The organism is Brevibacterium iodinum ATCC 49514 (assembly GCF_900169265.1).
GTDB lineage: Bacteria > Actinomycetota > Actinomycetes > Actinomycetales > Brevibacteriaceae > Brevibacterium > Brevibacterium iodinum.
Genome location: NZ_FXYX01000028.1, coordinates 1 through 15,189 on the forward strand (window position 1 = coordinate 1; position 15,189 = coordinate 15,189).

At 64.5% G+C, this 15,189-nt stretch carries 13 protein-coding genes; 1 reads left to right on the forward strand and 12 read right to left on the reverse strand.

All coding sequences use genetic code 11. The features are described 5' to 3' along the window. Positions 1-225 precede the first annotated feature (225 nt). Positions 226-450 (forward strand): hypothetical protein, encoded by a 225-nt coding sequence (locus tag BI49514_RS14520; RefSeq protein WP_101547185.1) that lies wholly within the window; start codon positions 226-228, stop codon positions 448-450. Here BI49514_RS14520 and BI49514_RS14525 read toward each other — a convergent pair. The 12 genes from BI49514_RS14525 to thrS all read right to left on the reverse strand — a co-directional run bounded on the left by BI49514_RS14525 (position 429) and on the right by thrS (position 15,052). Next, positions 429-2,726 (reverse strand): RelA/SpoT family protein, encoded by a 2,298-nt coding sequence (locus tag BI49514_RS14525; RefSeq protein ID WP_101547186.1) that lies wholly within the window; start codon positions 2,724-2,726, stop codon positions 429-431. The two genes, BI49514_RS14520 and BI49514_RS14525, sit on opposite strands and share 22 nt — an antisense overlap. 20 nt (positions 2,727-2,746) lie before the next feature. Continuing rightward, the gene (gene secF / locus BI49514_RS14530; RefSeq protein ID WP_101547187.1) at positions 2,747-3,763 is read right to left on the reverse strand and encodes a protein translocase subunit SecF; all 1,017 of its coding nucleotides are present in this window, start codon (positions 3,761-3,763) and stop codon (positions 2,747-2,749) included. Continuing rightward, positions 3,760-5,916, reverse strand: coding sequence for a protein translocase subunit SecD (gene secD / locus BI49514_RS14535; RefSeq protein WP_244195113.1), 2,157 nt, complete (start codon positions 5,914-5,916; stop codon positions 3,760-3,762). Before secD ends, secF begins: the two co-directional genes overlap by 4 nt. A 38-nt stretch (positions 5,917-5,954) precedes the next feature. After that, a complete protein-coding gene (gene yajC / locus BI49514_RS14540) occupies positions 5,955-6,494 on the reverse strand; it encodes a preprotein translocase subunit YajC (protein ID WP_244195114.1) in 540 nt (179 codons plus the stop codon). 80 nt (positions 6,495-6,574) lie between these two features. After that, positions 6,575-7,651: a Holliday junction branch migration DNA helicase RuvB gene (gene ruvB, locus BI49514_RS14545; RefSeq protein ID WP_101547189.1), complete on the reverse strand. Its 1,077-nt coding sequence runs from the start codon at positions 7,649-7,651 to the stop codon at positions 6,575-6,577. Beyond that, positions 7,648-8,244, reverse strand: coding sequence for a Holliday junction branch migration protein RuvA (ruvA, locus tag BI49514_RS14550; protein WP_101547190.1), 597 nt, complete (start codon positions 8,242-8,244; stop codon positions 7,648-7,650). The genes ruvB and ruvA overlap by 4 nt, the downstream gene beginning before the upstream one ends. A 64-nt stretch (positions 8,245-8,308) precedes the next feature. Next, positions 8,309-8,905: a crossover junction endodeoxyribonuclease RuvC gene (gene ruvC / locus BI49514_RS14555; RefSeq protein WP_101547191.1), complete on the reverse strand. Its 597-nt coding sequence runs from the start codon at positions 8,903-8,905 to the stop codon at positions 8,309-8,311. After that, positions 8,905-9,657, reverse strand: coding sequence for a YebC/PmpR family DNA-binding transcriptional regulator (locus BI49514_RS14560; RefSeq protein ID WP_101547192.1), 753 nt, complete (start codon positions 9,655-9,657; stop codon positions 8,905-8,907). Before BI49514_RS14560 ends, ruvC begins: the two co-directional genes overlap by 1 nt. Before the next feature lie 137 nt (positions 9,658-9,794). Continuing rightward, the gene (locus BI49514_RS14565) at positions 9,795-10,274 is read right to left on the reverse strand and encodes an NUDIX hydrolase (RefSeq protein ID WP_062242804.1); all 480 of its coding nucleotides are present in this window, start codon (positions 10,272-10,274) and stop codon (positions 9,795-9,797) included. Positions 10,275-10,404: 130 nt separating this feature from the next. Next, a complete protein-coding gene (locus BI49514_RS14570; protein WP_101547193.1) occupies positions 10,405-12,447 on the reverse strand; it encodes an alpha/beta hydrolase family protein in 2,043 nt (680 codons plus the stop codon). Further along, positions 12,444-13,049, reverse strand: a complete 606-nt coding sequence (locus BI49514_RS14575; protein ID WP_101547194.1) for an HIT family protein — start codon at positions 13,047-13,049, stop codon at positions 12,444-12,446. Before BI49514_RS14575 ends, BI49514_RS14570 begins: the two co-directional genes overlap by 4 nt. Further along, on the reverse strand, positions 13,046-15,052 hold the full coding sequence (gene thrS / locus BI49514_RS14580) for a threonine--tRNA ligase (protein ID WP_101547195.1): 2,007 nt from the start codon (positions 15,050-15,052) through the stop codon (positions 13,046-13,048). The genes BI49514_RS14575 and thrS overlap by 4 nt, the downstream gene beginning before the upstream one ends. Positions 15,053-15,189 lie beyond the last annotated feature (137 nt).

Sequence of the window (15,189 nt, forward strand, 5' to 3'; positions counted from 1 at the left end):
CGGCAGAATGTCGTGAGGTCAGGGGTCGAGAAAGTAGGCTTGGCCACGTCGAGGTCTTTCGGATGGATTGTGTGAGAACTTCCATCATCGGAAGACCTCGACGTCTATCCGCGCAGCGACTCGCCGTGTCCTGGAATCACCGATCTACACTCTCAATTACGAAGAGCCGGTTTCGATGTCCACGAGACGAATCTAGCGCAGGATGACTGGTGCCTCATCGACGAGTTGCCGATCACGACGGAGGAACGCACGCTCTACGATCTGCTTTTCCCGCACTTCCGGAACCGGTCCGCGGAGTCGCCGCGGGCGCTCAAGGGCATCATCGCGGAGATTCCCAGCGGTCTGCGTCAGCGTCTCCGGGACTACCTCACCGAGGTGGCCCGTCGGCCGTTCGTCGCCCAGATGCGCGCGGCGCTGGACAGGGAGGATCAGCCGCCGGAGATGCGGTAGACGTCGAAGACGCCTTCGACCTTGCGCACGGCCGAGAGGACAGTATCGAGATGGCTGGCGTCGCTCATCTCGAAGACGAACTTCGATTGCGCCACGCGGGCCCGGGAGGTGCCGACCGATGCCGACAGGATGTTCACATGGGTCTCGGTGAGCACCTTGGTGATATCGGAGAGCAGACCCGCACGATCGAGGGCCTCGACCTGGATCTGGACGAGGTAGATTCCGCTCGTCTTCTCACCCCAGGAGACCTCGACCATGCGTTCGGGTTCACGTTTGAGCGAGGTGACGTTCGGGCAGTCGACGCGATGCACGGAGACTCCCGAACCGCGGGTGACGAAACCGAGGATCTCGTCTCCCGGCACCGGGGTGCAGCAGCGAGCCAGTTTGACGAGCACATCGTCGACGCCTTTGACGATGACGCCTTCGGACGAGGAATGATGCCCCGAGGACTGGCCGGTGCGGTTGCGCGGCTCCGGCGGCAGCACGACCGACTCGTCGTCCTCCCCGACTTCCTTGGCCAGCAGATCGACGACGTGCTGAGCCGAGGATACTCCGTTGCCGATCGCGGCATAGAGGGCGCTGACATCGGGCAGACGCATCTCCGTGGCAACGACTTGGAGGGCCTCCTGGCTCATCAGCGACGCGGCGGAGAACGTATGGCGGCGCATCGCCCGGGCGAGCTGTTCGCGACCGTTCTCGATCGCCTCTTCGCGGCGCTCCTTCGAGAACCACTGACGGATCTTGCTGCGGGCACGTGGGCTCTTGACGAAGCCGAGCCAGTCGCGGCTGGGGCCGGCGTTCTCATCCTTCGAGGTGAAGACCTCGACGGAGTCCCCGTTCTTCAGCTCCGTGTCCAAGGCGACGAGGCGACCGTTGACGCGGGCGCCCATGGTCTTGTGCCCGACCTCGGTGTGCACGGCGTAGGCGAAGTCGATGGGGGTGGCTCCCGACGGCAGGCTCATCACCTCGCCCTTGGGCGTGAAGACGTAGACTTCCTTCGAGTTCACCTCGTAGCGGAGGCTGTCGAGGAATTCGTCGGGGTCGGAGACCTCTCGCTGCCAGTCCAGCAGCTGTCGCAGCCAGGCGGCGTCGTCGACCTCACCGGCGTCGGAGACCTTCACCGAACGCGCGGTGTTCGAAGTCACGGCCTTCGAGGACTTGTTCAGATCCTTGTACTTCCAGTGAGCGGCGACGCCGAATTCTGCACGTCGATCCATCTCGTGGGTCCGGATCTGGATCTCGACGGGCTTGCCGGCCGGCCCGATCACCGTGGTGTGCAGACTCTGGTACATGTTGTACTTCGGCATCGCGATATAGTCCTTGAACCGTCCGGGAACAGGATTCCAGCGGGCGTGGACGATGCCGAGGGTGGCATAGCATTCGCGCACGGATTCGACGAGGACGCGGACTCCGACGAGATCGTAGATATCGGCGAACTCGTGTCCGCGCACGACCATCTTCTGGTAGATCGAGTAGTAGTGCTTGGGTCGACCCGTGATGGAGGCGTCGATTCCGGATTCCTTGAGTTCGCCCTGGAGCTCCTCGGAGACCGTGGCCAGATACTTCTCGCGCTCGGGAGCACGATCCGCGACGAGTCTGACCACTTCGTCGTAGACCTTGGGATGGAGGACCTGGAAGGACAGGTCTTCGAGCTCCCATTTGATCGTGTTCATGCCCAGTCGGTGTGCCAGCGGGGCAAAGATGTCGAGGGTCTCGCGAGCCTTCTTCGTGCTGGACGACGCGGGCACGAACCGCCAGGTGCGCGCATTGTGCAGGCGGTCTGCGAGCTTGATGACGAGGACGCGGATGTCCTTGGCCATCGCCACGATCATCTTGCGCACGGTCTCGGACTGCGCGGCCTGCCCGTAGGTGAGCTTGTCGAGCTTCGTCACCCCGTCGACCATGGCCGCGACTTCGGAGCCGAATTCCTCGGTGAGTTCGTCGAGCGAGTACGAGGTGTCTTCGACGGTGTCGTGCAGCAGTGCGGCGGCGAGCGTGACCGGCAGCATGCCGATCTCCGCAAGGATCGTCGCCACCGCGATGGGGTGGGTGATATAGGCGTCACCGGACTTGCGGGTCTGCCCGCGGTGGGCCTCCTCGGCGACTTTGTAGGCCCGGACGACGAGGTCGATGTCCGCCTTCGGATGGTTCGACTGCAGGGCCCGGATCATCGGGCCGAGCACTCGGGGGTAGCCAGGGTTGTTCTGCGCCCTGGCCGCCCACCAGGCTAAGCGGGAGATGCCTCGCGGACGGCGCGAATCAGCGGACGAAGCCACACCATCTCCTCTCTCGGGAATCAGACTTCGGCGTGAGTCACCGGTGGGACGTCTGCTCCCCCATCCTTCAAGCGTAGTTCACGCACGGCCTCCTCCTGTGCCTTGACCGCCGGTTCATTTGCCCGGAGGAGGGCGTAGAGGGGGCTCGCGACGAACAGCGTCGAAGCGGCTGCCACTATAGTACCGATGAACAAGGACAAGGAGATATCGACCAGTGTTCCCGCGCCGAGCAGGAATACGCCGATGAAGAGGATCGAGGCGATCGGCAGCACCGACACCACTGAGGTGTTGATCGAGCGCACGGTCGTCTGATTCACGCCGAGGTTGACGAGTTCGGAGAACTTGAGGTTCCGCTTCTCCTCGAATCTCGTCGTGTTCTCTCGGATCTTGTCGAAGACCACCACCGTGTCATAGAGCGAGAAGCTGAGCACGGTGAGGAAGCCGATGATGGCCTCCGGGGTAACTTCGAAGCCGGTGGCCGAGTAGATGCCCATGGTCACGATCATCACGACGAAGAGGCCGACGATCGCCGCCAGCGACATCTTCCAGGTGCGGAAGTACAGGCCCATGACGACGAGGGCGATGGCCACGAAGATGACGAGTGCGCGGATCATCTTCGACGTCACGTCCTGACCCCATTCGGGTCCGACGAACGTCGAGGTGACGTCTTCGACCTTCACGTCGTAGCCGGCGACGAGGGCGTCTCGGACTTCCTGCATCTGCGGGTCGGTGAGCTGGTTCGTCTCGATCTGGACGGCCGTGTCACTGGTCGGGGTCAGGCGCGGCTCGGCCCCGGAGACGACATCGTTGATGATGCCTTCGCCCTTGGCGGCCGAGGTGTCGCTGACGTGGTCGACCTGGAACTGCGAACCGCCCTTGAAGGCGATGCCGAAGTTGAAGCCGAAGATGAGCGGGACGAGCAGCGACAGGAGCACGAGGACTCCGGAGATGGCCAGCCACAGCTTCGCCTTGCCGACGAAGGGGATCGATGATTCGCCGCTGTGCAGGCGGTTGCCCCAGGCAAAGAACCGTTTCACTTGTCAGCCTCCTTGCCGTCGTCAGCCGTCGAGTCTGTGACGGCATCGTCTTCCTCGGCCCGTCGGGCCGCGGCCTTCCGCTCGGCGATGGTCATTCCGCGCGTCGCAGCAGCGGACTTCGCCGCTTTCGTGCTCTTCGACTTCGCGGCCTTGCCGGTCGTGGCCTTGTCCGCCTTGGACGTCGTCGTGGTCTCCCCCGACTCGGACGCTGCTGCCGTCGCGGCGGTCGTATCGGAGCTGCCGTCTGTGCTCATCCCGGCCTTGCGCATCCGTGCCTTCTCGCGCCTTTTGGCCTCGGGCGACTTGTCCTTGTCATCGATGGACAGGTTGAGCGCTCCGCGATAGGCGGCGGGTTTGACCCCCAGCAGACGCGGATCCATTCCGGACATCGGGTGGCCCTCGCCGAAGAACTTCGTGCGGGCCAGGAACTGCAGCATCGGGTGGGTGAACAGGAATACGATCAGCACGTCGATGATCACGGTCAGACCCAGGGTGAAGGCGAAGCCTCGCACCGAGCCGACGGCCAGGATGTAGAGGATGACCGCGGCGAGCATGTTCACTGCCTTCGAGGCGTAGATCGTGCGTTTGGCACGGTCCCAGCCGACCTCGACCGCGGAGAGCAGATTGCGGCCGCTGCGCAGTTCGTCTCGGACACGTTCGAAGTAGACGATGAACGAGTCCGCCGCCATGCCGATGCCGATGATGATGCCGGCGACACCGGCCAGAGACAGTCGGTAGCCGTATCTCCATGATGCCAACAGCAGCAGCAGGTAGGTGAGCACACCGGCGACTACGAGGCTCGAGACAGTGACGAGGCCGAGCACCCGGTACTGCAGCAGTGAGTAGACGACGACGAGGAGGAGTCCGACCAGGCCGGTGAGCAGACCGATCTTGAGGTAGTTCGATCCCAGCGTCGGTGAGATCTGATCCTCGCTCTGGACCTGGAAGCTCAGCGGCAGCGAACCGTTCTTGAGCTGGTTGGCCAGAGTCTGTGCCTCGTCGAGGGAGAAGTCGCCGGTGATCTGGGCGTTGCCGTCGTTGATCACCGCGTTCGATGACGGAGCCGACAGCACGAGACCGTCGAGTTCGATCGCGAACTGGTTGTAGGGCTGCTGTTTGCCGGTGATTTCCGAGGTGATCTGCTTGAAGATCTCACGACCGGTGGAGTCGAAGGAGAGGTTGACGGCAGGGTTGTTGGTCTGCACGCCGTTGGCTCCTGCGGCATAGCCGGCACTGGCATCGGCGAGGTGATCGCCGGAGAGCTCGACGGGGCCGAGGATGTACTTCGCCTGTCCGTCTTCGGAGCACGAGACGACCGGTTCGTCCGAGGGCTGCTGTTGGCCGCCTGTCCGGTTCTTCTTGTTCGTGCAGTCGAGCTCGGTGTATTCTTTGATGATCTTGTCGGACTGCCATGCGGAGGCGTCCTTCTCCGGATCGAAGAGGGGCCGAGGCGTCGAATCGGTGACCTTCGTGCTGTCGCTCGATCCGCTGCCTTCTCCGGACTTCTCCGCGTCCTTGCTCTCCGACGCCGAGGACTTCGTCTTCGCGGAGGCCGCGTCCGTCTTCTTCGTCTCGCCGCCGGCATTGACGACATCGCCGCCGCCGGACGGAGCCTGGTCCTCGCTCTGTCCGTCGCCCTGCGAGTCGGCGCCGGTGAGGTCCTCGAGGCGTTTGCGCTCTTCGTCGCTCAGCCCGTCATCGCCGCCCGATTCCTCGCCGCTCTTCTCCTGTTCCTTCTGGATCTGCTCCTGTGAACGCGGGTCACCGACCAGCGCCACACGACGGAAGACCAGCTGAGCCGACGAGCGGACGAGGTTTCGGGTCTCCTCGTCGGGGTTGCCCGGCAGATTCACGACGATGTTGCGGTCGCCCTGCGTCGTGATCTCGGCTTCGGAGACACCGGTCGAGTCGACGCGCTGGCGGATGATCGCCACGGCCTGATCGAGCTGCTCCTTGCTGATGTCCGTGCCCTTGGACACCTGTGGTTCCAGAATGATCGACGTTCCGCCCTCGAGGTCGAGCGCGAGCTTCGGAGTCGTCGTGGCATTCGACCAGATGACACCGCCGGCGATGATTGCGGCCAGCACCAGAGTGATGATGGTCAGCCACAGGAAGCGCAAACCAGGGCGTGGTTTTTCTTCGATATCGGACACGTTTCAGCTTTCAGTCGGGAGAAGAGTGCGAGAACGGATCAGTTCTTCTTGTCGGCATCCGAATCAGTCGGGTCCGTGGACTCCGCAGCGGCGGAGTCGTCCTCGGTCTCAGCGACTGCCTCGGCGTCGGCATCCTCGGTCTTAGCAACGGACTCATCGTCGATGACGTCGTCAGATGCGTCGTCCGGGGTGTCCTTCTCGGCGCGCTTGCGTTCGTTCATGGCATCGAGCTCGGCGTCGGTGATGGCCGGCTTCTCGTCGTCGGCGGCATCGACATCGGCGGCAGGAGCGGCGGCACCGGAAGCATCGACGGGAGCTGCGGCCTGGTTGTTCTCGATCTGACCGATGGCCTGGCGGTGGACGCGCAGAACCGTGCCGGGACCCGACTCGATGGTCACCTGGTTGTTCTCTTCGTCGATGGAGAGAACGGTGCCGAAGACACCGAAGGTCGTCATCACGGTCGCGCCGGGCACGAGACCCGATTTGATCTGCTCCGCACGCGCCTTCTGCTTACGCCGAGAATTGAACAGGAAAAAGATCAGCAGCGCGGCAAGCGCAAGAGGGATCAGCAAATCCACAGATATCAGCCTTTCATATGAATGAATCAGTGAACCAGCTTAGTTCGTCCTCACCTCTCATAGCGAACTCAAAGGCAGGGTCAGAACTCATAGTTTGCTGGGATCTGCATTTTCAGGTGCTTCCAGGCCGCCGTGGTGGCCACACGTCCACGTGGGGTGCGACTGATCAGGCCCTCTCGGACGAGGTAGGGTTCGGACACGGTTTCGACCGTATCGGCTTCTTCGCCGACGGAGACGGCGAGGGTTCCCAATCCCACCGGGCCCCCGCCGAAGCGCTTGCACAGCACCTGCAGAACCGACCGGTCGAGGCGGTCCAGACCGAGCTCGTCGACCTCATAGACGCGCAGGGCGTTGGTGGCGGCCTCCTCGTCGATGATTCCGCTCCCCCGCACCTGTGCCCAGTCGCGGACGCGGCGCAGCAGGCGATTCGCGATTCGCGGGGTTCCCCGTGAACGCGTGGAGATCTCTTCGAGTCCGGCGAGCTCGGATTCGATGCCGAGCATCCGAGCAGACCGCTGCAGAACTGTGAGCAGATCGGCGCTCGAATAGAAGTCGAGCAGGGCGGTGAAGCCGAAGCGGTCACGCAGCGGCGCAGGCAGCAGACCGGATCGGGTGGTCGCCCCGACGAGGGTGAATTGCGGGAGGTCGAGCGGGATGGCGGTGGCACCGGGCCCTTTGCCGACGATGACGTCGACTCGGAAGTCCTCCATCGCCACGTACAGCATCTCTTCGGCGGCCCGGGCCATGCGGTGGATCTCGTCGATGAAGAGGACCTCACCCTCCTCGAGGGAGGACAGGATGGCAGCGAGGTCACCGGCATGTTGGACGGCCGGCCCGGAGGTCACTCGCAGGCTCGAATTCATCTCATGGGCGATGATCATCGCCAGTGTGGTCTTACCCAGCCCGGGAGGACCGGAGAGCAGCACATGGTCGGGGGACTTCTGTCTGGCCTTCGCAGCATCGAGGACAAGGGAGAGCTGCTCACGCACCTGCGGCTGACCGATGAAGTCGGCCAGGCCCTTCGGACGCAGCGCCGCCTCGGCATCGCGTTCGGCCGTCTCGGCACGACCGGAGACGAGCCTCTCCTGTTCGGCTCCGGTCAGGTCCTGATCACCGAAGTCCACCTCGTAGGAGTCGGGGTCGAACGGGCCCGTCATCTCTTCGCACCCAGGACCTTCAGAGCGGCCTTGAGGACCACGGAGGTGCCGGCATCAGCACCGGCCTCCTTGACGACGTCGGCGACGACGTCCTCGGCCTGCGATTCCTTCCACCCGAGTCCCACAAGAGCGTCGACGACCTGCTGGTTGCCGCCGCCGAAGGACAGAGTGGGGCCGGGAGAGACAGCGGTGAGCTTCGGCAGTTTGTTCTCCAGCTCGAGGATGATGCGCGAGGCGCCCTTCTTCCCGATTCCGGGGACACGAGTGAGCGCGTTGGCGTCCTGATTCGTGATCGCGGCGGCAAGTTCGTCGGGTCCCATCACCGAGAGGATCGCCATCGCCAGACGCGGACCGATCCCGGAGATCGACAGCAGCACCTCGAAGGTGTGGTTCTCGTCTTCGGTGCCGAAGCCGTAAAGCGTCATCGAGTCTTCGCGCACCACGAGACTGGTGACCAGTTCGATCTCCGCGCCGTGGCGGGTGTTCGCCAGGGTGTCCGGGGTGACGTGGACCTTCCGGCCGACGCCGTAGGTGAGGACGACAAGGTGGTCAGCTGCGATCCGATGCACCGTACCGCTGAGGAAACTGATCACGGACAGCCTTTCTTAGGGGAACACGTGTACGAATCCAGATTAGCAGGCACCCGCTCCCCCATGCTCACTTGGCGCGCCGCATGGCCTCGGCCCACTGCTGCTGAGCCTTCGTCAGTCCGCTGCCCTGCCTCCCGCCGGCCTTGCGTTCGGTCAGGTCCTTGTTGATCCCCGGCGTCGATTGGGCCGACAGCGCCCCACGCCAGGAATGGCAGATCGCGATCGCCAGCGCGTCGGCGGCGTCGGCGGGCTTCGGTGGTGCGTCGAGTCCGAGGATCCGCGTCACCATCGAGGTGACCTGCTTCTTGTCCGCACGGCCCGAACCGGTGATCGCGGCCTTGACCTCGGATGGGGTGTGCATGGCCACTGGCAGGCCGCGTCGGGCAGCCAACCCCATGGTCAGTCCAGATGCCTGCGCGGTGCCCATGATCGTGGACACATCGTTGCGGGCGAAGACGCGTTCGATGGCCACGCAATCGGGACGGTACGTGTCCAACCAGCTGTCGAACGCCTCGGCGATGGCACCGAGTCGGAGGTCGACGGAATCGGCGGAAGGAGTCCGCAGGACGTCGACGGCGACCATCTTCGCCTTCCGGGCGGGCAGGGTGTCGATGACACCGAGCCCGCACCGGGTCAGTCCGGGATCAACACCGAGGATGCGCATCAGGCATCGAGTTCGGCGAGGACCTCATCGCTGACATCGGCATTCGAGTAGACGTTCTGCACCTCGTCGCTGTCTTCGAGCGCATCGATGAGTGAGAAGACCTTGCTCGCTGTCTCCGCGTCGAGGCTGACCTCGAGTTCGGGCACAAAGGAGGCCTCGGCCGAGTCGTAGTCGATTCCGGCGTCGACGAGGGCCGTACGCACGGCCACGAGGTCGGTGGCCTCGCAGATGATCTCGAACTTCTCGCCGACTTCCTTGACCTCTTCGGCTCCGGCGTCCATCGTCGCCAGCAGAATGGCCTCTTCGTCGGTCTCCTCGGCGTTGACGGTGATGACGCCCTTGCGGTTGAAGTTGTACGTCACCGAACCGGGATCGGCCATCGAACCGCCGTTGCGGGTCACCGCCACGCGGACCTCGGAGGCGGCGCGGTTGCGGTTGTCGGTGAGACATTCGATGAGCAGAGCCACACCGCCTGCGGCGTAGCCTTCGTACATGATCGTCTCGTAGTTGACTCCGGAGCCGTCGAGACCGCCGCCGCGCTTGACCGCACGGGTGATGTTGTCCGCGGGGACCGAGTTCTTCTTCGCCTTCTGGATCGCATCGAACAGCGTCGGGTTGCCGTCGGGGTCGGGTCCACCGTTGCGTGCGGCCACCTCGATGTTCTTGATCAGCTTGGCAAACAGCTTGCCGCGCTTGGCATCGATGGCAGCCTTCTTGTGTTTAGTCGTTGCCCATTTGGAATGACCTGACACTGGTGTTCCTTCCTGTAGTTACAGCCTCTCAAGTCTATACGCTGACCGCGCCGACTCATGCAGACTTCCCGTTCGCGATTCCGTCCGGAATCGCACCGGACTTCGCTGCGGACCTGTTCGGTTCCGCGGTCGTGAGCTCAGTCGATGACCAGCGGCACGTCGGGAACGGACCCGGCGGTGGCCAGGTCGATGAGGCCGAGGAGGTTCTTCGGATAGATCGTCTCCGTCGTGGCCAGGAGCTCCTCCCGAGTCCACCAGCGGAATTCGAGCAGGCTGCGCTTCTCGATGTCCGTCCATACCGCGTCTTCGAGTTCGATGTCCTCGCTGGTGCGGAACGCGAAGTAGGTTTCGACCTGGCGCAGCGACTTCTCCGTGAATTCGAAGACCTCGTCGCGCGTGGCCAAGGGACCGATGAGTTCGTGAGGTTCGCATTCGATCCCGGTCTCCTCCGCGAGTTCCCGGGCCGCCGTCTGCGCTGCTGACTCGCCGAGTTCGGAACCGCCTCCGCAGGTCATCCACCACTGGTGACTGGGGGTCAGCAGATCCTGGGCACGGATCAGGAGTACCTCGTCGCGCTCATTGAGTAATACGACCCGTGAGGCTTTACGAGGTTTCATGTTTCTCCAGTGGTCGGCGGCGAAGGGACGCAAGTGTTTGCAGAATAATGACGCTGGGGGATTTCGGCAAGAGCGCGACAGCGGCCCAGAGAACGATATCGGCTCTGCGCGGTTCCGGCCAACTCGGCGCTCATGACGCGGAGTCGGCCGCTGCGGCCACAGCGGGATCAGCTGCCTCAGGACGAAGTCGTCCCTCCGGTGACTGCTCCCGATCTTCACCGCCCAGACGGCGATCCCACCAGTCGAGGATGGCTTCGAAGCGCTGCCTGCGGTGGCGGGGCTGACCGGCCCGGGAGAGCTCGTGGTTCTCCCCGGGGAAGATGAGCATCTCGGTGTCGACCCCGGCTCTCTGCAGGGCCGCATAGTACTGCTGTGCCTGCTCCAGCGGGCAGCGCAGATCGAGTTCCGAGTGCATCACCAAGGTCGGTGTGCCGACCTGTGGAGCGTGGGCCAGAGGTGATTGGTCCGCGATCGCCTCGCGGCTGCGGCTCGTGTACTCCTCGGTGAAGAAGCGGCCGATGTCGGAGGTCCCGACGAAGCTGTCGGGGTCGAGGTAGCCGCGTTCGACGATGGCGGCGCGGAAGCGATGGTCCGCGGCGATCGTCATGGCTGTGAGATATCCCCCGTACGATCCGCCCTGGATGCCCAGACGGCTGCGGTCGAGGGAGGGATCGAGGTCGAGGGCATGGTCGAGGACGGCGAGCACATCGGCCATCGCGGGTGCCGCCATGTCTCCTTGGACGGCGGTCCCCCAGCTGCGGGTGCGGCCGCCGGATCCGCGCGGGTTCGAGAACACGACGGCGTAACCTGCGGACGTGAGCACCTGGGTCTCGTCGAACCACGAATGCGTGTACTGGGCGAAGGGCCCGCCGTGGATGTTGAGGATGACGGGGAACGGCCCGTCTCCGTGCGGTTTGGCCAGCCAGCCGGTGATCGTCCCGGAATCGCCTGGCACCCGCAGGACCTGAGGCAGGACGGAGTTCGCCGGTGCCGGATGCTCCTTGACGATGACAGAGGACCCCCTCGCCGAGGCGGCCCCGGACGCCGTGGGCCCGCCGAGAGCGATGCGGCCGAGCACGGCCGGAGAGTGCGGGGTCGATCCGGTGAAGACGAGCGTCTCGTCGTCGGCATCGAAGCCGTTGACGACGGTGGTGTCGTCGGTGAGGAACTTGAGGTCGTCGATGCCGACCTCTGCGGCGTCGAGGCCGATGCGAACGATCCGGGTGGCCCCGTCCGCGTCGACAGCGGCGACGACCGCTCCCCCGCGGATCTGCGGCGGGATCGGTGCCAGCGCCACGGTCTCCGGGTCGGTCAGCCGCCTCGTGGAGCCGGTCGACACGGTGTGGATGAAGAGCCCGGGCATCTGGCCGACGAAGTCGAGTTCGTCACGGGTCAGCGCATTGCCGAGCAGCAGGACAGTGTCTTCGTCGAGCCACCGGTGCACACCGACGTCCATGGACGGCAGCTCCAGTGGTGTCGGCGCATCTCCCCCGAGCAGCCAGACCGTCGAGCGCAGATCGGGCTGCCCGTGGTCGGGGTGGAGTGCGGAGACGACGGAAATTCGCGTGCCGTCCGGGGAGAACTGCGGATCGTGGACGTCGCTGTCCGGGGTCGTCAGCAGAGTCGACAGCGGAACTTCGGAGGATCCGCGAAGGCCCACGGTGCCGAGACCGGGTTCGGCGAGGTCGACGAGGAAGGCCCGCGCCGGACGGTCGTTCGTATAGCCGAGGCCGTTGGCCAGGTACGAGGCCGTGGTGATCCGGCGTGGGGCTTCCTCGGCCGCCGGAATGGCATCGTCGGCCCCGTAGCGTCCGGGTTCGGCGACGCGGGCGACGTAGAGCGCCCTGGAACGGGTGTCGTCGAGGGCGAATTCAGACACGCCGAGGTGGTTGTCCGTGATCTGGTGTGCCGTCTCCAGGCTGTCGCCGACGAAGAGCTGCGGGGCGGCCTTCTTCTCCGCGCTCAGGTAGCCGGACCAGTTCGGGCCGCACTGCGGGTTCGAGTCAGCCCACGAGTGGGTCAGCCGTCTGGAACTGTCGTCGCCCAAGGAGAACAGCTGAGAGAGGTAGCTGTTGGTCTCGAGGTCGGGTCGTCGGATCGTGATGACTGCGTCGTCGCCGCGCAGCACCGGTGAGGAGTACTCGGCAAGAGTGCCGAGGTCTTCAGGATTCATCTGTTCCATTCCTTTTTGAGCCGTGCCTGCACATCGGCGTGCACTTGCGGCAGGGCCTTGGTCTGGGCGATCACGGGCAGGAAGTTCGCGTCTCCGCCCCAGCGCGGGACGACGTGCTGGTGCAGGTGGGCGGCGATTCCTGCGCCGGCCACGGGTCCCTGATTCATACCCAGGTTGAATCCGTGAGGTCCGGACACAGACCGGATGACGCGCATCGCCTTCTGCGTGAACTCGGCGAGTTCGACGGTCTCCTCGAGAGTCAGATCCGTGTAGTCGGCCACGTGACGATAGGGGCAGACGAGCAGGTGGCCCGGGTTGTACGGGTAGAGGTTGAGCACCGCGTACACGTGCTGACCGCGGGCGACGATGAGTCCGTCCTCGTCGGACTTCGACGGAGCCGTGCAGAACGGGCACTCCTCGGCGCGGTCGTCCTTGGGTTTGTCCTGACCGTCGATGTAGACCATCCGGTGCGGAGTCCACAGGCGCTGGAATCCGTCGGGTTCCCCGGGGAACCCGGCGGCAGCCTCGGGGTAGGGAATCCCCTCGCCGAGGCGGCCGTCCGAGTTCTCCGGTACGGGTCGGCTGTCGTCGCCTCCGCTCATACCTGGGCCTTGGTCTCGATCGCGTCGAGGATCCGTCGCACCGCCTCGGCGACGGCGACGCCGTTCTCCTGGTCACCGTTGCGGAAGCGGAAGGACACGGCACCTGCGTCACGGTCGTCTCCACCGGCGATGAGGGTGAAGGGCACCTTCGACTTCGAGGCGTTGCGGATCTTCTTCGGGAACCGATCGTCGCTGTCGTCGATCTCGACGCGGACCCCGGACTTGCGCAGCTGGTCGGCCACCTCGGCGAGGTAGTCGTTGAATTCATCGGCCACGGGGATGCAAGTCACCTGCACGGGCGCCAGCCACACGGGGAAGGCACCGGCGTAGTGCTCGGTGAGCACGCCGAGGAAGCGTTCGATGGAACCGAACTTCGCGGAGTGGATCATCACCGGCTGTTTGCGGGAGCCGTCGGCTGCGACGTATTCGAGTCCGAAGCGCTCGGGCTGGTTGAAGTCGAGCTGGACAGTCGACATCTGCCAGGTGCGGCCGATGGCGTCGCGGGCCTGGACGGAGATCTTCGGGCCGTAGAAGGCCGCGCCGCCCGGGTCGGGAACGAGTTCGAGTCCGGTCTCCTGCGCGACCTCTTCGAGCACGCTGGTGGCTTCGGCCCACTGTTCGTCGGAGCCGATGAACTTGTCGGCCTTCTTTCCGTCCTCGTCGCGGGTGGACAGTTCGAGGTAGAAGTCGTCGAGACCGAAGTCGCGCAGCAGGCTGAGCACGAAGTTCAGCAGGTGGCGGATCTCCTTGGCTGCATCTTCCTGAGCGACGTAGGAGTGCGAGTCGTCCTGGGTCAGGGCGCGGACGCGCGTGAGGCCGTGGATGACTCCGGAGGCCTCGTCACGGTAGACGGTGCCGAACTCGAACAGCCGCAGCGGCAGGTCGCGGTAGGACCGGCCCCGGGACCGGTAGATGAGGTTGTGCATGGGGCAGTTCATGGCCTTGAGCCGGTACGGGGTGCCCTCCTTGACGATCTCGCCGGACTCGTCGCGGACCTCGTCGACCGACATCGACGGGAACATGTTCTCCCCGTAGTAGGGCAGGTGTCCGGAGGTGTAGTACAGCGTCTCTTTCGAGATGTGCGGGGTCCCGACGTATTCGAAGCCCTCGTCGATGTGACGGGCGCGGACGTAGTCCTCCATCTCGCGTTTGATGACCCCGCCCTTGGGGTGGAAGACGGGCAGGCCGGAGCCGAGCTCTTCGGGGAACGAGAACAGGTCCATCTCGGCACCGAGCTTGCGATGGTCGCGACGCTCGGCTTCGGCGATGCGGTCCTGGTAGGCCTTGAGGTCGTCCTTCGACGCCCAGGCGGTTCCGTAGACGCGCTGCAGGCTCGCATTCGCCTGGTCGCCGCGCCAATAGGCCGCCGAGGATCGGGTGATGGCGAAGCCGTTGCCGATGAGTTTGGTGTTGGGCAGGTGGGGGCCGCGGCAGAGGTCCTGCCAGACGACCTCGCCCTTGCGGTCGACGTTCTCGTAGACGGTGAGTTCACCGCCGCCGACCTCCACGGAGGTCTCCTCGTCGCCGGCCTTGCCCTTGTCGTCGATGAGTTCGAGCTTGTACGGCTCGTCGGCCATCCGCTCACGGGCTTCCTCTTCGGAGACGACGACGCGGTTGAAGGTCTGGCCGGACTTGACGATCTGGGCGGCCTTCTTCTGAATCGCCTTGAGGTCCTCAGGGGTGAAGGGTTCGGCGGCGTCGAAATCGAAGTAGTAGCCGTCGGTGATGTAGGGCCCGATGCCGAGCTTGGTTCCGGGGAAGAGCTCCTGGACGGCCTGAGCGGTGACGTGACCGGTGGAGTGGCGCAGGATGTCGAGTCCGGCGTCGGAGTCGATGGTGATCGGAGCGATCCGATCTCCTGACTGCAGCTCGCGGCTGAGGTCGGCGGGTTCGCCGTTCAGCCACATGGCGACGACTGTGCGGTCGGTGGAGAAGATCTCCGTTCCGGTCAGACCCTCTTTCCAGGGAATGCTTTCGCCCGCGCAGTCGATGCTGTCTGCCACTGATTTCTCCGTTCGTCACGTGTTCATTCGACCACCCCTTCCGGTGGGCTGGTCACCCTCAGATTCTAGTACCAATTCGCTTGTGACAAATCAGTTGGGTGGCAGTCGAATGACTGCCACCCACACTGAGTCTGCCG

Excerpts from the sequence above, each read along its gene's own strand:
- BI49514_RS14575 (WP_101547194.1), bottom strand. The coding sequence starts at position 13,049 with ATGAGCGGAGGCGACGACAGCCGACCCGTACCGGAGAACTCGGACGGC.
- ruvB (WP_101547189.1), bottom strand. The coding sequence starts at position 7,651 with ATGACGGGCCCGTTCGACCCCGACTCCTACGAGGTGGACTTCGGTGAT.
- BI49514_RS14565 (WP_062242804.1), bottom strand. The coding sequence starts at position 10,274 with ATGAAACCTCGTAAAGCCTCACGGGTCGTATTACTCAATGAGCGCGAC.
- ruvC (WP_101547191.1), bottom strand. The coding sequence starts at position 8,905 with ATGCGCATCCTCGGTGTTGATCCCGGACTGACCCGGTGCGGGCTCGGT.
- BI49514_RS14570 (WP_101547193.1), bottom strand. The coding sequence starts at position 12,447 with ATGAATCCTGAAGACCTCGGCACTCTTGCCGAGTACTCCTCACCGGTG.